The following is a 22,067-nucleotide window of genomic DNA, read 5'->3' on the forward strand; positions in this document are numbered from 1 at the left end:
GGGCTTGCACAGGAGGTTTGCCATGGGCGCTATCTTGAATCTGGTCGAACGCAACCTGCACGAAGTGCACGTTGATGCCGACCGCATGCTGTTCCATATCCCCAGCAGTTCGCTGTTTGCCAGCGATGAACTGACGGGCACCATCATCGATACCTTGCGCGGTCCCGGTTGCTCGTCGGACGACCTGATCCAGCGGCTGTCCGCGCGTTTCAACGGTGAAGAAGTCACCGAAACCCTGCGCGAGCTGATGGCCCTGGAGCTGGTCAGCGACGGCTCGCCGCTGACCCCGGACATCGCCACCAAACGGGTCGAGCGCACGGCAATCAACACCGTGGTGCTTAACGTCAACACCGGCTGCAACCTGAGCTGCACCTACTGCTACAAGGAAGACCTCGACAAGCCCTCGGCCGGCAAGAAAATGGACGTCGAGACCGCCATTGCTTCGGTGGAGATGCTGCTGCGCGAATCCCCGGATGAAGAGCGTTTCACCGTGGTGTTCTTCGGCGGAGAGCCGCTGAGCAATCGCAAGCTGATCGAGTACATGGTCGATTACTGTGAAAAGCGTTTTCGCGAGGCCGGCAAGTTCGTCGAGTTCGTGATGACCACCAACGCCACGCTGCTCACCGAAGAAACCGTGGACTACCTCAACGCCCACCGTTTCGGGCTCTCGGTGAGTATCGACGGTCCGAAAACCGTGCACGACCGCAACCGCATCACCGTGGGCGGGCAGGGCACCTACGACGTGGTGCGGCGCAAGGCCGAAATGCTGCTCTCGCGTTACAACAGCCGTCCGGTCGGCGCGCGGGTGACCCTGACCACCGGCGTCACCGATGTCGAAACCATCTGGGACCACCTGTTCAACGAACTGGGTTTTGCCGAAGTCGGTTTTGCCCCGGTCACCTCAGGCGACATCAGCACATTCAACCTGACCAGCGACGAACTGATCGAAGTCTTCGCCAACATGAAGAAACTCGGTCGACGTTACCTGGAGGCGGCGCTGGAGCACCGCAACATTGGCTTCTCCAACCTGCATCAGCTGATCACCGACATCCACGAAGGCCACAAAAAAGCCCTGCCGTGCGGTGCGGGCCTGAAGATGCTGGCGGTCGATCACAAGGGCGAGTTGAACCTGTGCCACCGCTTTACCGGTTCGAGCCTGCCGACCTTCGGCAACGTGCACAGCGGCGTGAAACAGGTCGAGCTGAACGACTTCCTGTCCCAGCGCCTCGACCGTACCAACACCGGCTGCGAAGACTGCCAGATCCGCAACCTGTGCTCCGGCGGTTGCTACCACGAAAGCTACGCCCGCTACGGCGACCCGACCCATCCGACCTATCACTACTGCGAACTGATGCGTGACTGGGTCGACTTCGGCATCGAGGTCTACACCCGGATCATGGCTCACAACCCTGCGTTCATCAGCAGCTACATCACTCCGCGCAAGGCTCACTGATATGAAACATCTCAAGGCAATCAATAACAAAGCGTTGAAGCTGGATCAGGCCGCGGACGAAAACCGCATCGAAGAAGTGGTGGCGATGAGCTCCGTGGCGGGCTGCGCCTCGACCACCGACCCGGGTTGGGAGATCGATGCGTTTGGCGGTGTGTCGTCGCTGTGCCAGCCGATGGAAGCCGACCTGTATGGCTGCTCCGATCCGTGCTGGTGGCCGGCCCAGGTGCCCGACATGATGAGCACCTATCCGGACTGGAACAAGGATGCCCAGGCGTCCAACGAAAACTGGCGCAACCTCGGCACTGTCTTCCCCAAAGACAAGTGATCAGATAAGAAGAAGGATTCCAGCATGCACAGCATCAAAGCCTGCGGCCTGGCCGCTTTCGCCCTCCTGAGCACCTGTTCGCTCAGTGTTCTGGCCGATGAAAACACCGCACTGCAAGACGGTCACGAATACATGTTGACCACCAATTACCCGAACAACCTGCACGTGATCGACCTGGCCACGGACACCTTGTACAAGACTTGCAAGATGCCGGACGCCTTCGGTCCCGGCACCGTGCAACTGTCGCCGGACCGCAAGACCGCCTATGTGCTGAACAACCACTATGCGGATGTCTACGGCGTCGAACTGGACAGCTGCAAGCAGGTGTTCCACGCCAGCATCACCCAGAAGCCGGGGGAGAAAGCGCGGTCGATGTTCGCCTTTACCCTCAGCCACGACGGCAAGGAGCTGTTCACCGTCGCCAACCCGACGTTGATGCTCAACGACCGCTACGAAGTGCAGCAGCCGCGGCTCGACGTGTACAAGACTGACGCCGGCCTGGACGCCAAACCCGTGCGCAGCTTCCCGGCACCGCGACAGCTGACCATCATGCAGAGCGGTGACGACGGCACGCTGTACGTGGCGGGGGCGGATGTCTACAAGGTCAACGTGCAGACCGGCAAATTCGACGTGCTGATCCCGAGCCGCCACTGGAAGCGCCCGAACTACAGCGCCCCGGACGTGCTCTACGTGTGGAACCAGCAGACCTATCGCCATGACTTCTCGCTGCTCTACACCGCCGCGAAATTCAAGGACAAGAAACAGGACCCGGCCACCGCCGAATACCTGTATGGCCTGTTCAGCATCGACCTGAAAACCGGCAAGACCGAAACCACCGACTTCGGTCCCCTGACGGAAATCTACTTCAGTGGCATGCGCTCACCCAAGGACCCGAACCTGATGTTTGGCGTGCTTAACCGCCTGGCCAAGTACGACATCAAGCAGAAGAAACTGCTCCAGTCCGCCACCCTGGATCATTCCTACTACTGCATTTCCTTCAACAAGGACGGCAGCAAGATCTACCTGGCCGGGACCTTCAACGATGTGGCGATCTTCGATGCCGACAGCCTGAAGCAGATCGGCAGCATCAAGATGCCGGGCGGGGACATGGCAATTACTACGGCGCAGGTGTTTGTGCGGTAATCGCGGCGCCTGAACTGCCTTCGCTGGCAAGCCAGCTCCTGCAAGGATTTCGGTGGATCACAAATTTGTGTACGCCGCTGAACCCTGTGGGAGCGAGCTTGCTCGCGATGGGGCCCCCACAAACACGGCAAAAATAGCCAGAATCAAATCCCCGGCACCGGACACCCCAAATCCCCTTCCTGACACTTCAGATACGTCTTGAACGTCTCGACCCGCGCCTTGGTCAGCTGCGTGATGCAATTGCCGTAGACCAGCGGATAGACACTCCCGCCTTCCACCCCCGACGCCGAAAACTTGCACTCGGCATCCCGAAACGCAATCCACGAACGCTGTGCGCCCACCCACAGTTTCTTGCTGTCGGGATTGGCCTTCAGTCGAGCGGTGATTTGCTGGTAGAGCGCATTCAGCTCCTTGTCAGCCGCGGCGTGCTGTTGCGACGCGCACTGGTTCATCGTCGCCTGGTCGGAGGCGTTGTCGCAGTCCACGGCATGGGCCATGGGGGTCAACATCAAGGGTGCCAGCGCCAGGAGAAAGCGTGGATGCATGTCAGAAGCTCGCTGTGACAGGGAAAAGAGCGGTGCAGTTTAGCGCAGTGCAATCTCCAGCCCTCTACGCCTGCCATTCAGGGTGTTTTTTCACCGCCTCACAGGCAAGCCAGGGCACGTCGTGGGATGTCCAGATATGCGCCTGAGGCGTCATTTTCGGATCGTCATCCAGTGTGGCGACACGAACGATGACGTGGGGCTGGGCCAAACGTTCCGCCATCAGATGCGAACCGCAGACCGAACAGAAATGCCGCCACTTGCCCGGCGAGGACTCATGGCTGCTCAGCCGATCCTGGCCCTTGATCCAGCGAAAATGCTCGCGCATCACGCCGGCAGTCGACGCAAAGGCCGCGGCGTGCGCCTTGCGGCAGGTATGGCAGTGACAGTGGCTGATGGGCATGTCGAGGCTGTCGACTTCGTATTGGATGGCTTTGCATAGGCAGCTGCCGTGCAGTTTGTTCATGGTGCCTCCCGGTGACATGGCTGAATGCTGCGTTGTGGCGGGCAACGTTAGCAGTTTCGATCAACGCCAACCGCCACCTTCAAAGCAGAACTTATCGCCCCGAATACAGCCGAATACTTCGGGCAACGTTGATCGCCACACAACTTTAGGGTTGGACAAGTGGTCTTACAGGCCTACTGTTGTCCAGTACAGGAGGTGACTTATGAACCCAGCATCAGATCGCATCGAAAGGAAGATCCTGCTCAAGGCGCCGCGTTCACAGGTCTGGCGCGTGATAGCCCATGCCGAGGAGTTCGGGAAATGGTTTGGCGTGGCGCTGGACGGAAGGCGTTTTGTCGCCGGCGAGTGGACCCAGGGGCAGGTGACGTACCCGGGGTATGAACATGTGTTGTGGAATGTGTTGGTCGAAAGGGTCGAGCCGGAGCGACTGTTTTCGTTTCGCTGGCATCCGTACGCCGTAGAGCCGGGTTTCGATTACTCCCAGGAACCCACCACGCTGGTGAAATTCGAGCTCGAAGACATGGACAAAGGCACGCTGCTGAAGGTGTCCGAGTCGGGTTTCGATCACATTCCCCAGCATCGCCGCCTCAAGGCATTCCGTATGGACAGCCGTGGTTGGGATGAGCAAATGAGCAACATCGAGCAGTTTCTTATCGCCAAGGCCCATGAACGCCAGGTGGAGTGATCGCACCCGCATAGCTGCAAGTCAGCCGCCGGTCGCGTCACTCGCGACCTCCGTGCTCAATTTCCGACGTATCTCAGGGATTTTGGAAGGGTGGCTATAGCGAATGTCCTACAAGTGTTAGTAGATATGTCCTCTATCGCAGATTGGATCCCATGCGTATTCTGGCCCCATCCACTGAAGCACAGGGAGCGCTCAGGATCATGGATGATCGGCCTGCATGGAATGCTCACGACAGGGAGTCGTAATGGTCTGGGAAGAACCCGCTTCGGCGGGTTTTTTTATGGGCGCAAAAAAAGTATTGGCTGCGGGAGCCCGGCTCCCGCAGCCGTTTCTATCAGCGTCGATCCAGTTTCGCCGCAGCACGTTCGGTGATTTCCGCGCGCAGCTTCAATGAACCGGCAGCGCGTTTGCGGGCTTCTTCCAATACGCTGGCGGGCGCCGTTTCCGGGCTACCTGCGGCGAACGGCGGCGCCGGGGCGTATTCGAGCTGCAATTGCACCAGTTCGGCGGTGTCCTTATCGAACAGTTCCGCCGCCAGGGTCAGGGCGAAATCGATGCCGGCGGTGATCCCGCCACCGGTCAGCAAATTGCCGTCGCGCACCACCCGGTCTTTCACCGCAATCGCCCCCAGCGGTGCCAACAGTTCGTGATAGGCCCAGTGGGTGGTCGCACGCTTGCCCTTGAGCAGGCCCGCCGCGCCGAGCACCAGCGAACCGGTGCAGACCGAGGTGACATACCGCGCGTTGGCAGCCTGGGTCCTGATGAAATCCAGGGTCTGCTCATCCTCCATCAATGGCCCGACGCCACTGCCGCCCGGAATGCAGATCACATCCAGCGCGGGGCAGTCGTCAAAGGTGACGGTCGGTTTCAACATCAGACCGGTGCTGGCGGTGATCGGCATCAGGTCCTTCCAGATCAAATGCACCTTCACATCCGGCAGCGAGGCCAGCACGTCGTAAGGGCCGGTCAGGTCGAGTTGCTGAACCTGTGGAAACAACAGAAAACCGATCTGCAGGGTCATGGTGTATTTCTCATGAAGTGGGTGGACGGCTTCACTGTAGGCTCGTAGGATTTGGCGAATACGCCAATTACCCCACGAATTACGCCAATCATGCCCAAGACCATTCATGTGCTCGCCTTCACCAATGTGCAATTGCTGGACGTCACCGGGCCGTTGCAGGTCTTCGCTTCTGCCAACGACATCGCCCGTCAGCAAGGTTTGCCGCCGCCCTATGCGCCGACGGTGATCGCCAGCGGCGGCGGGGCGGTGATGTCGTCGGCGGGGTTGGCCTTGATGGCCGAACCGTTGCCGGAGCAGGGCAGCGACACCTTGATCATCGCTGGCGGCTGGGGCGTTTATGCGGCGGCTGAAGACCTGCCGCTGGTGGCGTGGGTGCGCGAGCATGCAGCGGGGTGTCGGCGGGTTTCATCGGTGTGCACCGGGGCGTTTTTGCTTGCGGCCAGTGGCTGGCTCGATGGGCGGCGTGTGGTGACCCACTGGACCCGTTGCGAGCAGCTGGCGCAGCAGCATCCGCAATTGCAGGTCGAACCCAATCCGATTTTCATCAACGACGGTCCGGTCTGGACTTCGGCCGGGGTCACCGCCGGCATCGACCTGGCGCTGGCCATGGTCGAGCAAGACCTCGGCCGTGGCATGGCCCTGGAAGTGGCCCGGCAACTGGTGGTGTTCCTCAAGCGGCCCGGCGGTCAGTCGCAATTCAGCGTGACCCTGTCCTTGCAAAAAGAAGGCAACCGGTTCGACGAGCTTCACGCCTGGATCAGCGAAAACCTGACCAAGGACCTCGGCATTCCGACCCTGGCCCAGCAGGCCGGCATGAGCGAGCGCAGCTTCGTGCGCCACTACCGCGCCGACACCGGCCAGACCCCGGCCCGGGCCATCGAACAGATCCGCGTCGAGACCGCGCGGCGGCTGCTCAGCGACACCGGCGTGCCGATCAAACGGGTCGCCGTGCAATGCGGGTTCGGCAGCGAGGAAACCCTGCGTCGCAGCTTTCTGCGCGCCATGGGCGTGACACCACAGGCCTATCGTGAGCGGTTTTCCGTCAACGCCGGAACAGATCCGGTGCTGCCTTGACCCTGACGGTGGCGCCCTGCGCGGCGCTTCTATTCAGCCGCCTCGGCTTCCGTCACCTGATTGAAGTACTTCGCCCGATCCGGTGTAAACGTCACCACCATCCGCGTGCGTGAACAGGTCAGTGCCCGCTCCTCACTCAAATCCACATCCAGATCCTCGCCACGCAAGCCCTGCCATTGGGCGAGGTATTTGAGGGAACCGTATTTTTCGAGTTTTTTCAGGCTGCGGCTGACCCCCCCTTTCCAGCCCAGCACCGGAAGTTCACCGGCCAGGCACCGTTGCGCGAGGTCAGGGAAGCGGACGGCACGCTGGCGGCCGATCTCCCAGCATTTGATCAGGCCCCTGTCGTGGGCCTCCCACAGTTCGTCGCGGGTCAGGCCCGAGCGCAAGGGCGAGTCGATGCTGCGATGGATGCGTTGGGTCATTCCGGTTCCTTGAATTCGGGGTGGCTGGACAGCTCCGCTGTGCCCGTTGATCGAGGATGTTAGGTGGGGTTGTAACGGCTGGCAACAGAGTATTTCCGCATGTGTTGTTTAAAAAATGTAGGACATCCACCTGGGGTTCAGTGGAGCTCCCTCACCACAAAAGCCTGTTCGCCACAGGTGACTGGCGCTGGCTTCAAGGCTGCCACATACTCTTCTCCCCACTCAATTTCCGATCCAGAAAACACGCCGCGCTGATCAACGCCAGGTGCGTCAGCGCTTGCGGCGTGTTGCCCATGTGCCGCGCCTGGCTGTCGAATTCTTCCGCGTATAACCCCAGCGGGTTGGCGTAGCGCAGCAGCTGTTCGAATTCCAGATGGGCCTTATCCACGCGGCCGGCCCGGGCCAGGCATTCGACGTACCAGAACGAGCACGCGGCGAACGCGCCTTCGATGCCGGGCAGGCCGTCGATGGGGTTGTCGTCATTGTGATAGCGATAAACCATGCCGTCGCGCACCAGGTTCTTTTCGATGGCATCGAGGGTGGCCAGCCAGCGTGGGTCCTTGGCGCTGACGAAACGCACCAATGGCATCAGCAGCATCGAGCCGTCGAGGGCGGTGCCGCCGATGTGCTGGACGAAATGCCCGCGTTCCTCGTGCCAGAAATTTTCCCAGATATCGGAATAGATGGCCTGCCGGGTCTGGTCCCAACGGGCGAACGGGGCGGGCAGGGAGCGTTTCGAGGCGAGGCGGATCGCCCGGTCCAGCGCCACCCAGCACATCAGGCGCGAATGCAGGAAATGATGCTGCTCGCCGCGCATTTCCCAGATGCCGACATCTTCCTGCTGCCAGGTTTCGCAGACCTGGTCGACCACTTCTACCGTGTGCTTCCAGCCTTCGTGGGAAATGGCTTCGCCGTACTTGTTGACCAGGTACACCGCATCCATCAGCTCGCCGAAGATATCCAGTTGCACCTGCGCATACGCCAGATTGCCGATGCGCACCGGGGTTGCACCACCATGGCCGGACAGGTGTGTGAGTTCGATTTCCGGCAGTTCCTGACGGCCGTCGATGCCATACAGGATATTGAGTTTCATCGCGTGGCCCCGACAGTCACTGACCCGCCCGCGCAACCAGCGCATGTAGGCGTTGGCCTCGTCGACGAAACCCAGGCGCATGAAGGCGTAAACGGTGAACGAGGCGTCACGGATCCAGGTGTAGCGATAGTCCCAGTTGCGTTCGCCGCCAACACTTTCCGGCAGGCCGAAGGTCGCGGCGGCGAGGATGGCGCCGTGTTTGCGCGAGGTCAGCAGCTTCATTGCCAGCGCCGAGCGATTGACCATTTCCCGCCAGCGCCCGCGATAGCTGGACTGCCTGATCCAGTCGCGCCAGAACTTCAGGGTGCGCTCCAGACACAGATCGGCGGCGCCTTCCCTGAAGCGCGGATCGTCAATGGCGCCGAGCAGAAACTCGGCGGTCTGATCCTGTTCGAGGGTGAATACGGTGACCGCCGCGTTGCCGTCGATCCTTAGCAGTTGGTCCGTGGACAGCCGCAGTGACGGTTGATCGGCGGCGCTGAAAATCACGTCCTTGCCGTCCAGCCGGGCGAGGGTATTGGCGCGGGCGTAGTCATGGCGTACGGCGCAGCGCAGGCGAAACGTCGCCCGGCCACTGACCACCCGCACCCGACGCATCAGCATCGGCAAATCATCTTCGGTGTCGCCGATGGGCAGCAGATCGGTGATTTCAACAACAGCGCGGTCACTGAGCCAACGGGTTTGCAGCACGTTGGTGTCTGGCAGGTAAATCTGCTCGCGACGCGCATCGGGCAAATCCGGGGACAGCTGGAAAACGCCGGCCTCGGGGGTGTCCAGCAGCGAGCAGAAAATCGACGGACTGTCGAACTCCGGCCAGCAGAAAAAATCCACGCTGCCCTTGTCGTTGACCAGCGCGGCGCTGCGCATGTCACCGATGATGCCGTGGGCGTCGATGGGGCTTTGTCGTTCCGGGTGATGATCAGGCATAACCGTGAAACTCCGGGAGTTGAGCTCCTATGCAACTGACTGGCACGAACGCCCCGGAGTTCATTCGATGGGAGGGCAGGGTGTCTGGGGCCTTCACATTCAACCAACAAATTGCCGCTTCCCCCTCAATCCGCCGTTGTGGCAACTTGCAGGCCCCTATCGAGGCCGGACCCCATGGCGAACCCCTACCGCGAACTGTTCAACGCTCCTGGCAGCCGCGCGTTCGTGCTGGCCGGGATGATCGCGCGCATGCCGATTTCCATGACCGGCATCGGTCTGATCACCATGCTCTCGCAGTTGCAGGGCGGCTATGGGTTGGCCGGGGCGGTGGCGGCGACATTTGCCCTGGCCACGGCGTTTTGTGCGCCGCAGGTGTCGCGGCTGGTGGACCGTTTTGGCCAGCGGCGGATCCTGCCGGTGTCGGCGCTGGTCGGGGGCGGGGCGCTGTTGATGGTGTTGCTCTGCACCCGCTTGCAGGCACCGCACTGGACGCTGTTCGTGTTCGCCGCGCTGGCCGGTTGCATGCCGAGCATGTCGGCCATGGTGCGGGCGCGCTGGACCGAGGTCTATCGCGGTCAGCCGCAACTGCAAACGGCCTATGCCCTGGAATCGGTGCTGGACGAAGTCTGCTTCATTGTCGGGCCGCCCTTGTCGGTGGGGCTGTGCGTGGTGGCGTTCCCCGAGGCCGGGCCCTTGGCAGCGGCACTGATGCTGGCGATCGGCGTGACCGCGTTTGTGTTGCAACGCGACACCGAGCCCGCGCTGCATCCCCATGAAGAACATCACCAGGGGTCGATCATCCGCTCAAGGGACATTCAGTTGCTGATGCTGTTGATGGTCGCCGTGGGCACCATCGTCGGCGTGGTGGACGTGGTCAGCGTGGCCTTCGCCCAGCAACAGGGGCAACCGGCGGCGGCGAGCGTCGTGTTATCGGTGTATGCCATTGGTTCGTGCCTGGCCGGGCTGGCGTTCGGCGCATTGCGTTCGAACGTGCCGCTGCCGCGCCTGTTCCTGTACGGCGGAGTGGCGACGGCGGTGACCACCTTGCCGCTGCTGCTGGCGGTGAACATCCTCGGGCTGTCGCTGGCGGTGTTCGTCGCCGGGCTGTTTTTTGCGCCGACGCTGATCGTCGCCATGGCCCTGGTGGAGCAAATCGTGCCACCGGCCAAACTCACCGAAGGCCTGACCTGGCTGGTCACCGGGTTGAGCATCGGCGTGGCAATCGGCGCCGCCAGTTCGGGGTGGCTGGTGGATGCGTTCGGGGCGCGAAGCGGGTTCTGGGTGGCGATTGCGGCGGGGGCGGTTGTGCTCGGTTCGGCGGTGCAAAGCCATCGTCATTTGAAAGGGTGATTCACCCGTGTGAGCTTGCTCGCGATGGCGGCATCGCAGACGACAAAAAATGCCCGCACCTCACAATGCGGGCATTTTTCATTTCGGTTCACCCGCTCAGAAGTTGTACTTCGCGGTCAGTTGCAGGTTGCGCGGTTCGCCGTCGAACGTGGTGCCGAAGTTGCCCAGGCCTGTCAGGTAGCGCTTGTCGAACACGTTGTTGGCGTTGACGGTGAAGCTCAGGTGGTCGTCGTACTGATAGCGGGTCATCAGGTCCACCAGGGTGTAGCCGCCTTGTTTGAGGGAAGTGGCGCCTTCGGTGGGGCTGGAGCTCTGGCCGTAGAACGCGCTCTGCCAACTGATGCCGCCGCCGACCGTGATCGGGTCCAGGACGCCGGGCAGGCGATAGGTGGTGAAGGTGCGCACGACGTGTTCCGGTTTGGTGGTGGCCAGCGGGAAGCCGTAGATGCGTTGTTCGTCCTTGTCGCGGGTACGGGCGTAGGTGTAGCCGGCCGAGACGTTCCAGCCTTCGGCCAGTTCGCCGGCCAGTTCCAGTTCGACACCCTTGGTGGTCGCGTGGGAGGTCGGTTTGTAGATGTCCTGGCCGGTGTTCGTGTCGGTGGTGACGTATTGGGCGATGTTGTCCTGCTCGATGCGGAACAGGGCCAGGCTGGCGTTGAGCCGGCCTTCGAGGTAGGCCGCTTTCAGACCGGTTTCGTAGCTGTCGCCTTCCACCGGGTCCAGGGTCTTGCCGCTGGCGTCCTTGTAGATTTGTGGCTGGTAGATGTTGGTGTAGCTGGCATAGACCGAGTAGGTGTCGTTGAGGTCGTAGACCACACCGGCATAAGGTGTGACGACCCCGTGCTCCTTATAGCTGGCGTGGGTGTCGGCCTGACCGGCGTCGGCGTTGTAGCGGTAATCTTCGTTGTATTTGAACGTGCTCAGGCGGCCGCCGAGGATGAACGACAGGTCGTCGGTCGGGCGCAGGCGGGTGGCCAGGTAAATGCCGTTCTGGCTCTGGGTGCGCTCGTACTTGCCGTTTTTCGGGAAGTCCTGGTACGCCAGGTCGCCGTTCCAGTCATAGATGCTCCCCGGCACCAGTTCGAAGGCGCTGGTGTCGTAGGTCGCACCGGTCTGACGGGAGTGGGAGGTCATGAAACCCGCCACCAGTTCATGCTCGCGACCGCCCAATGTGAATGGGCCGGTGACGTTCACGTCAGCGGTGTTCTGCACCCGATGACCTTCCCAGCGACCCCAATAAAGGAACATGCCTTCACCGGTGGCGCGGTCCGGGCTGCCACCGCTGGCCGACGCCAGGCGGGTGTCGTGATCGGTGGTTTTCTGGTCGAGGCTGAGCTTGAGTTTCCAGTCGTTGGCCAGTGCCTGTTCCAGGGAGGCAAAGTAGGTGGTGCTGTCGAAATCCCGACGGCTCCAGTCGGCACCCGGGTTGAAACTGCGCGGGAAGTCGGTGCGGCCGCCATCGGCGAAGTACACCGCGTTGCCGGTCCAGGAACTGCCGCGCGGGGTGGCGCTGGATTTGTCGACGCCGAAGGTCAGCAGGGTGTCGTCGCTCAGGTCGGCTTCGAGGATGCCGTAGAACAGGTCTTTTTTCTGGCTGTAGTGGTCGATGTACGAATCCTTGTCCTGATAGGCACCGACGAAGCGACCACGCACGTTGCCGGAGTCGGTCAGCGAGCCGGAGATGTCGCCTTCGGTCCGATAGTTGTCCCAGGAACCGGCGGTGGCACTGATCGACGCCTTGAAATCCTTGGTCGGCTTCTTGCGCACCAGGTTGACGGTGGCCGACGGGTCGCCCGCGCCGGTCATCAGACCGGTCGAGCCCTTGATGACTTCGACCCGATCCAGGCTGGCGGCGTCGTCGCTGTTGTTCGGGTTTTCACCGTAGACGCCGTCGTAAGGGATGTTGACGCCGTCGTACTGGAAATTGGTGATGGCAAAGCCACGGGCGGAGAACTCGGTACGGTCACTGTCGTACTTCTGCGCCGAGACCCCGGGGGTGTTGCGCAGCACATCACCGACGCTCTTTGCACCCTGATCGTCCATTTGCTGGCGGGTGATCACGGTGACCGTCTGTGGGGTTTCGCGAATGGTCAGCGGCAGCTTGGTGGCGGTGGTGGTCGCGCCGGTGGTGTAGGAACCGGTGTCTTCGGTGACCAGTCCCAGGGCCTGGCCGGAAATGGTGGTCGCGCCCAGTTGCAGGCTGGAGGCGCCGCCGGACGTCAGCGTGACGCTGTTGCCATTGATCTGGAACGAAATGCCGCTGCCCTTGAGCATTTCCGCCAATGCCGCGGAAGGCTCCAGCGACCCGGACACCGCACGGGACTTGATACCGGCCACTTGGTCGGGGCTGTACAGGATCTGCAGGTTGGTCTGCAGGCCCAGTTCCGTCAGGGCGCTGGACAGTGGTTGCACGGCAATACTGACTTTTACCGGTTGCGCATTGGCCATCGAGCTCCCCAGCAGGGTGGCGGTCAGCAGAATGCCGGTCAGCAGGGTTCGATGCAGGGTCGGGCGCTGAACGGCCAGCGCGAGAGGTGTGCGGCGTGAAAGGGATCGCATTACTTGCCTGTGCTCCTGAAAAATGTCGTGCGGAGTTTTTGTTAATGGGAATTATTATTAAGACGAGGCGTGGGCGCGAAACCGGAAAAGAAATTTCAGAATGATGAATGGCCGAGGTTTTTAGGTTCAGGTGGGGTGAAAAACAACCTGTAGGAGCGAGCCTGCTCGCGATGGACGTCTGGGCGCCGCGTATCGCCAGGTTGTCTCGCGTAATCGTTGACGTTTTTCGCGAGCAGGCTCGCTCCTACAGAAAACGGCGGAGCGGGGGGGTGAAAAACAACCTGTAGGAGCGAGCCTGCTCGCGATGGACGTCTGGGCGCCGCGTATCGTCAGGTTGTCTCGCGTAATCGTTGACGTTTTTCGCGAGCAGACTCGTGCCTACAGAAAACGGCGGAGCGGGGGGCGAAAAACAACCTGTAGGAGCGAGCCTGCTCGCGATGGACGTCTGGGCGCCGCGTATCGCCAGGTTGTCTCGCGTAATCGTTGACGTTTTTCGCGAACAGGCTCGTGCCTACAGAAAGCGGTGCGTGGGTCCACGACTATTTCCGAGCAGGGCAAAGCATTACTTTAAATCTACATGAGAATTACTATAAATTACGCACCTCAAATTGCCACTATCGTGCCACTGCCTGATTCAGTGTCCGATCAAGTCGCCCAAGGACAGAAACCGCACCCGTGCGGACGGGAGTCATGTTGGAAAACTACTATCGGGAGCTGGTGTGTTTCCTGAACGCCAAGCTCGGCAACCGTCAGGTGGCCGAAGATGTGGTGCATGACGCTTACCTGCGTGTCCTGGAACGCTCCAGTGACACGCCGATCAAGCAGCCGCGGGCGTTTCTCTATCGCACCGCGCTGAACCTGGTGATCGATGATCATCGGCGCAATGCCTTGCGCCAGGTTGAATCGCTGGAGGTGCTGGACAGCGAAGAGCGCTATGTCAGTCCATCGCCCCTCAACAGCCTCGACCATGACCAACGCATCGACATGCTCCAGCGCGCATTGGCCGAACTGCCACAGCTGTGCCGCGAGAGTTTCCTGCTGCGCAAGATCGAAGGTCTGACCCACCCGCAGATCGCCGAGCACCTGGGTATTTCCAAGGCCATGGTCGAAAAGCACATCGTCAATGCGATGAAGCACTGCCGGGTGCGCATGCGGCAATGGGATGCGCATTGATCGGCCCGTTGCCCGTCCTTTTCATAAAAAACAGCCTTGCAGCCGCTGCGCAACAGGGGGCGCCGGGGGCTGCCAGCTCACATTTCCGCTGGCTGTTACGCCGCCATCGCGAGCACGCTCGCGCCTACATGGAGGGGCCATTGTGGGAGCGAGCTTGCTCGCGATAGGGCCCTCAAAAGCACTGCAACGCTTGAAAACTGAACCCTTCCTGAAGAACCCCGCGATTCCCCCTGCAAGATTCTGTAACAGGTTTACTCTCCAAAAACCGGGGCGTAAGCTTCGCGCGTTTTCATCAATAGCGGAGACCCACAGTGGGTACTTGTTCGAGTGACAGTAGTCGGCCGGTTTCGATAACCGGCACCTTCCCGGCAAGATAACGCGCAGCTTTTTTATGCCGTTGTCTCGCCGTAAAGCGAGCAGCGGCATCCCGATTCCGGCCGGCCCAGGCTGGATTCCCGACGTCCTCTCATCGACGCTGAACCGTGCGTGATGTTCGACTTTGTGTCGTCATCGCGGCGCATCGACACGCCTGCTCGACGGTTTCCTGGCCGACCCTGGGGGAACTGCCATGAACCTGACCCTGCTCAAGGAATTCTTTGCCGGATTCCTGCGCACCCGCCACATTGCCCGGCACTTCCGTCGCCTGGCACTGCTGGAAAACTTCACCGACACCAAGGTCAGCCGTGAGGTCCCGCCCACCCTGGCACAAACCCTGGTCAATGCCGCGATCAGCGACACCGGCCACTTGCTGGAGACCCTCGGCAGCCACACCGACGGCCTGAGCGAACTCGAAGCCGAAGCCGTGCGTGAGCAGGTCGGCCTCAACGAAGTCGAGCACGAACAACCGCTGCCATGGTGGGTTCACCTGTGGCACTGCTACAAAAACCCGTTCAACCTGCTGCTGACCCTGCTGGCGGTAATCTCCTGGCTGACCGAAGACATGAAGGCCGCCACCGTGATTTTCTCGATGGTGGTGCTCTCGACCCTGCTGCGCTTCTGGCAGGAAACCAAATCCAACCAGGCCGCCGACGCCCTCAAGGCCATGGTGAGCAACACCGCCACTGTGCTGCGGCGGGATCTGGAAGACCACGGAGCCCAGCGCATTGAGCTGCCGATCAAGCAACTGGTGCCAGGCGATCTGATCGTGCTCTCGGCGGGTGACATGATTCCCGCCGATTGCCGGGTGCTGAGCGCCAAGGACTTGTTCGTCAGCCAGGCGGCCATGACCGGTGAATCGATGCCGGTGGAAAAATTTCCGCGCCAACAGGACAACGACACCTGCAACCCGCTGGACCTGGACAACATTTTGTTCATGGGCACCAACGTGGTGTCGGGCACGGCCATGGCGGTGATCCTGACCACGGGCAACAGCACTTATTTCGGCGCACTGGCGCAGCGGGTCGGCGCCACCGACCGGGCACCGACCTCGTTCCAGACCGGGGTCAACAAAGTCAGCTGGCTGCTGATCCGCTTCATGTTCGTGATGGCGCCGCTGGTGTTGTTCATCAATGGCTTCACCAAGGGCGACTGGACCGAAGCGCTGTTGTTCGCACTGTCGATTGCCGTGGGCCTGACCCCGGAAATGCTGCCGATGATCGTCACCTCGACCCTGGCCAAGGGCGCGGTGTTCCTGTCGCGCAAGAAAGTCATCGTCAAACGCCTCGACGCCATCCAGAACTTCGGTGCCATGGACGTGCTGTGCACCGACAAGACCGGCACCCTGACCCAGGACAAAATCTTCCTGGCGCGCAATGTCGATGTCTGGGGCAACGACTCCGACGATGTGCTGGAAATGGCTTACCTGAACAGCTACTACCAGACCGGCCTGAAAAATCTGCTGGATGTGGCGGTGCTTGAACACGTGGAAATCCACCGTGAACTGAAAGTCGGCACGGCGTTTCGCAAGGTTGACGAGATCCCGTTCGATTTCAATCGCCGGCGCATGTCGGTGGTGGTGGCCGAGCGTGACCAGCCACACTTGCTGATCTGTAAAGGGGCGGTCGAAGAGGTGCTGGCGGTCTGCTCGCGGGTGCGTCATGGCGAGATTGACGAAGCGCTGAGCGAGGAACTGCTGGCGCGGATTCGCCAAGTGACCGCGACCTTCAACGCTGAAGGGCTGCGGGTGGTTGCCGTGGCCGCGCGGCCGATGGTTGAAGGGCGTGACGCCTACAGCCTGGCGGATGAACGGGACCTGACGCTGATCGGCTACGTCGCCTTCCTCGACCCGCCGAAAGAAAGTACCGCGCCCGCGCTCAAGGCGCTGGCCGCCCACGGTGTGGCGGTGAAAGTGCTGACCGGCGACAACGAACTGGTCACCGCGAAGATCTGCCGTGAAGTCGGCCTGGAGCAACAAGGCCTGCTCATGGGCAATGACGTCGAACGCATGAGCGACGCGGAACTGGCGGTGGCGGTGGAGCACACCAATGTGTTCGCCAAACTCACGCCATCGCACAAGGAGCGCATCGTCCGTTTGCTCAAGGGCAATGGCCATGTGGTCGGCTTCATGGGCGACGGCATCAACGATGCGCCGGCCCTGCGCACCGCCGACATCGGGATTTCGGTGGACAGTGCCGTGGACATCGCCAAGGAGGCGGCGGACATCATCCTCCTGGAAAAGAGCCTGATGGTGCTGGAGGAGGGCGTACTGGAAGGTCGGCGGACCTTCGCCAACATGCTCAAGTACATCAAGATGACCGCCAGTTCGAACTTCGGCAACGTGTTCTCGGTGCTGGTGGCCAGTGCGTTCATTCCGTTCCTGCCGATGTTGCCGATGCACCTGCTGGTGCAGAACCTGCTCTACGACATCTCGCAGATTGCCATTCCGTTCGATAACGTCGATGCGGACATGCTGAAAAAACCACAGCGCTGGCAACCCGCCGACGTCGGGCGGTTCATGCTGTTTTTCGGGCCGATCAGCTCGATCTTCGACATCACCACCTTCGCGTTGATGTGGTACGTGTTCGACGCGAACACCCCGGACCATCAAACCCTGTTCCAGTCAGGCTGGTTCGTGGTCGGTCTGCTGACCCAGACGCTGATCGTGCACATGATCCGCACGCCGAAAGTGCCATTCCTGCAAAGCCGCGCGGCGATGCCGCTGATGGTGATGACCGCCCTCATCATGGCCGTGGGGATTTTCCTGCCAATGGGACCGTTGGCGCACTACTTCAAACTGCAGGCACTGCCCTCGCTGTACTTTGTATTCCTGCCGTTGATTCTGCTGGCGTACATGGGCCTGACCCAGGCCGTGAAGGGGTTCTACATCCGGCGATTCGGCTGGCAATAAGGCTGTCAATCGCAGGCGCCGGGCAAGCCCGGTGCCTGCGGGAGAACGCGCCGCCAACGGGGCACGGGATTTAGGAAAAGTCCTACAGAAAGCTCGACAGGTCTTCCGTAGCCTTGCGCCCTCACTCTTCTGACACCTTTCTGGGGGCGCACGTTGTCGAACAAGTCCTTACGCATCCTGATCGCTGACGAGCAACACTTCAATCGGCTGAGAATCGAGCGCTGGTTCAACCAACTCAATTACTTTCGGATAGCGCCAGTGCAAAATCTCGACGAGTTGCTGAGCCTGGTGGAATACGGTGGCGAGCCATTCGACCTGTTGGTCATCAACGCCGCACTGCCGGGCGGGAAGCTGGATCTGTTGGATTACTGCCTCGACAACCGGCAGTTGGATCGCGTGTTGATCTACGACGGCCAGCAGGCGCAACTGCCGCCTGTCCCAGCCTGCGAGCGGCAGAAAATTCAGGTCAGCCATGCCTCGCTGCCGGATCCGGGGACGATCCAGCGCCTGATGGCGATCATCGATCCACGCCTGCCGTTCGTCGGCACTGTCATTTCTGTCAGGTAGTTCGCAGAGGCTTTTCATGCAACAGTCTATGCGCAGCTACTGCGTCCAATTCGAGCTTTGCTCATGGGTAATCAGTGCCTAATCGTCGTGTTGTTGCACAGGGAGTAGCCATGAAGTCAGTGCTGATAGTGGACGATCACCCGGTGATTCGCGGCGCGCTCAAAATCGTACTCAAGCAAGAGGGGTACAAGCGCATTTACGAAGCGGCCAGCGGTAACGAAGTGCTGCCGATGATCCGTGAGCACCGACCGGAACTGGTGGTGTTGGACCTGAACATTCCGTCCCTCGACGGGCTGGATGTGCTGGCCAGGATCAAGACCGGTGAGGTGCCGTGCCGGATCGTGGTCTTCACGTCCCAGGAGCCGGAGTTCTTCCAGGACCGGTGCATGCGTGCCGGCGCCTCTGCCTTCGTCGCCAAGACCAATGACCTGCAGCATTTGCATAAAGCCGTGCACGCCGTGATGTCCGGTTACACCTATTTCACCCGGTTACCCACCAGTTCAGTGTCGTTGAGCGCACTGCAACGCAGCGAAAAACAGATGATCGCCAATCTGTCGGACCGTGAGCTGTCGATCTTCCAGCACCTGGCCAGGGGGGTGAGTAACAAGGCTATCGCCGAAATCATGCATTTGAGCCACAAGACCGTCAGCACCTACAAAACCCGTTTGACGGAAAAGCTCAACGTCGATTCGCCGGTGCACCTGCGCGATCTTGCCCGGCGCAATCATCTGATCTGAATGAACATCTTTCGACGCCTGCGCGACCTGAGCATCCTTTTGCTACTGGGACTTTGCCTGTGGGCATCGAGTGCCTGCGCGCAGCCGCAAACGCTGACCCTGCTCGGGCGCTCAAGCGTGGAGGGTGACAGCGTCAAGCTGTCAGCGGCCGATTCGCGCTGGCTGCAGCAAAAGGGGCGGCTGGTGCTGGCCGTCTCGGCTCCGGATTATCCGCCCTTCGATATCACCACCACCGGCCATGCGCTGGAAGGGGTGACGGCGGACTATGCCGGAGTGCTCCAACAGCTGTTGCAGGTGCAGATCGACGTTCAGCGCTACGAGTCCCGGGAGGAAGCGGTCCGGGCGCTCAAGGAGGGGCATGCGGACCTGTTGGGCACGGCCAATGGTTATGAGGCTCAGGACCCGCAGTTACAGATGTCCAGTGCCTATGCCGTCGATCAACCGGTGCTGGTGACCCAGACCGATGCGCCTCGGATAACGGACCCGACGCTGGCCGGCAAGCGACTGGCGATGCTGTACCACTATCTGCCCGAACACAGCGTGCAGCAGTTTTACCCCGACGCGAACGTTCAGCTCTATCCCTCGACGCTGGCGGCAGTGGGTGCCGTGGCCTTCGGCCAGGCGGATGCGTATCTGGGCGATGCGATCAGCGCCCATTACCTGATCAGCAAGAACTACCTCAACAATGTGCAGTTGGCCGACTTCTCGCGCATGGAATCAGGTCGCTTCGCCTTTGCGATGACCCGCGACAACCGTCCGTTACTGCGCATCGTCAACCAGGCGTTGGCGATGATTGCCACCAATGAGCAGATGAACATTTTGCGGCGCTGGGGGGCAGGGGGCGTGTCCATGCCGGGCACTCAGTCACTGCAGTTTAGCGTGGCCGAGCAGCGTTGGCTCGACCGGCACCCGCGCGTGAATGTGGCGATCAATGCGAACATCCCGCCGATCACGTTCACTGACAGCGAGGGCCGGTTTCGTGGCATCGGTGTCGATGTCCTGGCGAAAATCGGCCTGCGCACCGGCATGCAGTTCGACATCCACGTCATGCATTCGGTGAGCGAGATGTTAGAGGGCATCAAGAGCGGCCAGATCGACATGCTGGCCGGGATCGGCCTCAGTGCTCGACGGGAAGAGGCGCTGCTCTTTACCCGGCCATTCCTGACCAGTCCTTCGGTGCTGGTGACGCGGGTGGCACCGGGCAGCCCCAAAACCCTGGATGAGATGGCCGGAAAAACCCTCGCGCTGACCCGGGGCAACATCGCCAGCGAGTACATTCGGGAGCACTACCCGTTGATCCGCTGTGTGGATGCGCCCCTGTCGGCGGAGGCCATGGAAATGGTCGCCCAGGGCAAGGCCGATGGCAGCATCAACTCCTTGATCGGCGCCCGCTACCAGATTTCCCGGCAATACCGCGATCGTCTGCAAGTGACCAGCACGGTGGGCACCGACCCCGCGCGCAGTACCCTGGCCACCAGTCGCGAAGCCACCGAGTTGCATTCGATCCTGGACAAGGCGCTGCTGAGTATCCCCCCTGAAGAAATCGACGAGCTGATACTGCCCTGGCGCAATGACCTGATGGTCGAGCAGAGCTATTGGCTGCGGCATCGGCAGAGCATTTTCCAGGCGTTTGCCGCCGCTGGCGTCTTGCTCTTGATCGCTTTGGCAGGGATCGTCTGGCAGCGTCGGCAGATCCGGCAACGTCAACAATTGCTGACGCAACTGCAGGACGCCAAGGACGCGGCGGACGACGCCAACCGGGCCAAGACCACGTTTCTGGCCACCATGAGCCATGAAATCCGCACGCCCATGAACGCCCTGATCGGCATGCTCGAACTGGCGCTGAAACGGGCGGATGAAGGTGTCACCGACCGTTCGGCCATCGAAGTGGCATCCAATGCCGGCCAACAATTGCTGGCATTGATCGGTGACATTCTGGACATCGCCCGTATCGAGTCCGGGCATCTGTCGCTGACGCCGGAACGCACCCGTTTGCAGGCGTTGGTGCTGTCGGTGTGTCGGATCTTCGAAGGCCTGGCGCGACAGAAAAACCTGCAATGGCGGGTTGAGCTCGACCCACAGAGCGACTGTGATGTGCTGATCGATCCCACGCGTTTCAAGCAAGTGCTGTCCAATTTATTGAGTAATGCGATCAAGTTCACCCCTCACGGCGAGGTCAGTCTGACGCTGCGGGTGGATCCGCTGTCATCGCAGCGTCTGGCGGTCAGTGTGCAAGTGCAGGACAGCGGCATCGGCATCAGCGCCTTCGATCAGCAGCGCTTGTTCAGTCCCTTCGTGCAGGCCGGCAATGGTCAGCAATCGGGTCGGCAGGGTTCCGGGCTGGGGCTGGTGATCAGCCGCACCTTGTGCGAAATGATGGGTGGCCGCTTGCAGCTCGAAAGCACCCTCGGGGGCGGTACCCGTGTCGACATCAACCTTGAACTGGTCGCCCTGCAACCGCTGCCCGCCAGCGCGCTGGAGGAGCGCGCCGTGCAGGCACCGACACGACCGCTGACGATATTGGTGGTCGACGATTACCCGGCCAATCGCCTGTTGCTCTCGCGGCAACTGAGCTGGCTGGGGCATCAGGTGCTGGAGGCCGAGGATGGCCAGCAAGGTCTTGAGCAGTGGCGCGAGTACGAACTCGACCTGGTCATCACCGACTGCAACATGCCGGTGCTCAGTGGTTATGAGTTGGCGGGGGCGATTCGCGACGAGGAGCGGTGCCAGGGATTGTCGCCGACGGTGATCCTGGGGTTAACGGCCAATGCGCAACCCGAGGAGAAAATTCGCTGTATCGAGGCGGGAATGGACGATTGCCTGTTCAAGCCGATTCGGTTGGAGGATCTGAGCGCCTGGTTGGCCGCAAGGTTTTTGAGCGAGCCGGCCGCGCCGGTCAAAGCGCCTTCACCCGGCGAGATCGACTTGAGCGGACTGGAGCGCTACGTGGGCACCGATCATGAGCTGATCACCCAGTTGTTGCACGATCTGGCAGTGACCAATCGCGATGATCGCGAACGCCTGCTGCAGGCGCATGCCAGCGGCAATCACCATGGTTTGCAGGAGCTGGCGCACCGGATCAAGGGCGGAGCGTTGATGGTCCGGGCCATGAATCTGGTGGAGTGCTGCGAACAGCTGGAACGTGCGTGTGGCGAGGGCAACGCGTCACTGATCGACGTCGCCGTCGATCAGCTGCAGCAAGCCATGAGGCGCCTGGAACAAGGCCTTGAGCAGGGCTGAC

17 protein-coding genes are annotated in these 22,067 nt (G+C 61.1%); 11 read left to right on the forward strand and 6 right to left on the reverse strand.

Features of this window, described 5'->3' with window-relative positions; all coding sequences use genetic code 11:
• Positions 1-22 precede the first annotated feature (22 nt).
• From peaB to peaD, 3 genes are read left to right on the forward strand one after another with little or no spacing between them, the layout of a single operon-like run.
• Entirely contained in the window at positions 23-1,453 is a 1,431-nt protein-coding gene (gene peaB, locus JQF37_RS27830) for a quinohemoprotein amine dehydrogenase maturation protein (protein ID WP_090318434.1), read from the forward strand.
• Between the two features lies 1 nt (position 1,454).
• The gene (gene qhpC, locus JQF37_RS27835; protein ID WP_007971075.1) at positions 1,455-1,778 is read left to right on the forward strand and encodes a quinohemoprotein amine dehydrogenase subunit gamma; all 324 of its coding nucleotides are present in this window, start codon (positions 1,455-1,457) and stop codon (positions 1,776-1,778) included.
• A gap of 24 nt (positions 1,779-1,802) precedes the next feature.
• The gene (peaD, locus tag JQF37_RS27840) at positions 1,803-2,921 is read left to right on the forward strand and encodes a quinohemoprotein amine dehydrogenase subunit beta (RefSeq protein WP_130209298.1); all 1,119 of its coding nucleotides are present in this window, start codon (positions 1,803-1,805) and stop codon (positions 2,919-2,921) included.
• Positions 2,922-3,064: 143 nt separating this feature from the next.
• Here the strand turns inward: peaD and JQF37_RS27845 are convergent, their stop codons facing one another.
• Positions 3,065-3,466, reverse strand: coding sequence for a lysozyme inhibitor LprI family protein (locus tag JQF37_RS27845; RefSeq protein WP_130209296.1), 402 nt, complete (start codon positions 3,464-3,466; stop codon positions 3,065-3,067).
• Between the two features lie 64 nt (positions 3,467-3,530).
• Positions 3,531-3,929, reverse strand: coding sequence for a GFA family protein (locus JQF37_RS27850; protein WP_130209294.1), 399 nt, complete (start codon positions 3,927-3,929; stop codon positions 3,531-3,533).
• Between the two features lie 202 nt (positions 3,930-4,131).
• On the opposite strand from JQF37_RS27850, the gene JQF37_RS27855 reads away from it, so the two are divergent.
• Positions 4,132-4,614 carry an SRPBCC family protein gene (locus JQF37_RS27855; protein WP_130209292.1) on the forward strand — a complete coding sequence of 161 codons (483 nt, stop codon included), beginning with the start codon at positions 4,132-4,134 and terminating at the stop codon, positions 4,612-4,614.
• A 334-nt stretch (positions 4,615-4,948) separates the two neighbouring features.
• Here the strand turns inward: JQF37_RS27855 and inhA are convergent, their stop codons facing one another.
• Positions 4,949-5,635 carry an isonitrile hydratase gene (gene inhA / locus JQF37_RS27860; protein ID WP_047527351.1) on the reverse strand — a complete coding sequence of 229 codons (687 nt, stop codon included), beginning with the start codon at positions 5,633-5,635 and terminating at the stop codon, positions 4,949-4,951.
• Positions 5,636-5,725: 90 nt separating this feature from the next.
• Between inhA and JQF37_RS27865 the strand changes: the two genes are divergently transcribed.
• Positions 5,726-6,709 (forward strand): GlxA family transcriptional regulator, encoded by a 984-nt coding sequence (locus JQF37_RS27865; RefSeq protein WP_130209290.1) that lies wholly within the window; start codon positions 5,726-5,728, stop codon positions 6,707-6,709.
• 29 nt (positions 6,710-6,738) lie between these two features.
• Here the strand turns inward: JQF37_RS27865 and JQF37_RS27870 are convergent, their stop codons facing one another.
• Both JQF37_RS27870 and JQF37_RS27875 read right to left on the reverse strand, forming a co-directional pair.
• Positions 6,739-7,134 (reverse strand): hypothetical protein, encoded by a 396-nt coding sequence (locus tag JQF37_RS27870; protein ID WP_130209288.1) that lies wholly within the window; start codon positions 7,132-7,134, stop codon positions 6,739-6,741.
• A gap of 193 nt (positions 7,135-7,327) precedes the next feature.
• Positions 7,328-9,154 (reverse strand): glycoside hydrolase family 15 protein, encoded by a 1,827-nt coding sequence (locus tag JQF37_RS27875; protein ID WP_130209286.1) that lies wholly within the window; start codon positions 9,152-9,154, stop codon positions 7,328-7,330.
• Between the two features lie 174 nt (positions 9,155-9,328).
• On the opposite strand from JQF37_RS27875, the gene JQF37_RS27880 reads away from it, so the two are divergent.
• Positions 9,329-10,504: an MFS transporter gene (locus tag JQF37_RS27880; protein ID WP_130209284.1), complete on the forward strand. Its 1,176-nt coding sequence runs from the start codon at positions 9,329-9,331 to the stop codon at positions 10,502-10,504.
• Between the two features lie 96 nt (positions 10,505-10,600).
• Here JQF37_RS27880 and JQF37_RS27885 read toward each other — a convergent pair whose 3' ends face one another.
• Positions 10,601-13,063 (reverse strand): TonB-dependent siderophore receptor, encoded by a 2,463-nt coding sequence (locus tag JQF37_RS27885; protein ID WP_130209282.1) that lies wholly within the window; start codon positions 13,061-13,063, stop codon positions 10,601-10,603.
• A gap of 690 nt (positions 13,064-13,753) precedes the next feature.
• On the opposite strand from JQF37_RS27885, the gene JQF37_RS27890 reads away from it, so the two are divergent.
• The 5 genes from JQF37_RS27890 (at position 13,754) to JQF37_RS27910 (ending at position 22,066) form a co-directional block, all read left to right on the forward strand.
• A complete protein-coding gene (locus JQF37_RS27890) occupies positions 13,754-14,236 on the forward strand; it encodes a sigma-70 family RNA polymerase sigma factor (RefSeq protein WP_130209280.1) in 483 nt (160 codons plus the stop codon).
• Between the two features lie 568 nt (positions 14,237-14,804).
• A complete protein-coding gene (gene mgtA, locus JQF37_RS27895; RefSeq protein ID WP_130209278.1) occupies positions 14,805-17,522 on the forward strand; it encodes a magnesium-translocating P-type ATPase in 2,718 nt (905 codons plus the stop codon).
• Positions 17,523-17,675: 153 nt separating this feature from the next.
• Complete coding sequence (locus JQF37_RS27900; RefSeq protein WP_130209276.1) at positions 17,676-18,089, forward strand: response regulator; 414 nt, start codon at positions 17,676-17,678, stop codon at positions 18,087-18,089.
• Between the two features lie 110 nt (positions 18,090-18,199).
• On the forward strand, positions 18,200-18,826 hold the full coding sequence (locus tag JQF37_RS27905; protein WP_130209274.1) for a response regulator transcription factor: 627 nt from the start codon (positions 18,200-18,202) through the stop codon (positions 18,824-18,826).
• A complete protein-coding gene (locus JQF37_RS27910) occupies positions 18,827-22,066 on the forward strand; it encodes a transporter substrate-binding domain-containing protein (protein ID WP_130209272.1) in 3,240 nt (1,079 codons plus the stop codon).
• The last annotated feature ends 1 nt before the right edge of the window (position 22,067 follow it).

The organism is Pseudomonas sp. MIL9 (assembly GCF_016887925.1).
Taxonomy (GTDB): Bacteria; Pseudomonadota; Gammaproteobacteria; order Pseudomonadales; family Pseudomonadaceae; genus Aquipseudomonas; species Aquipseudomonas mohnii.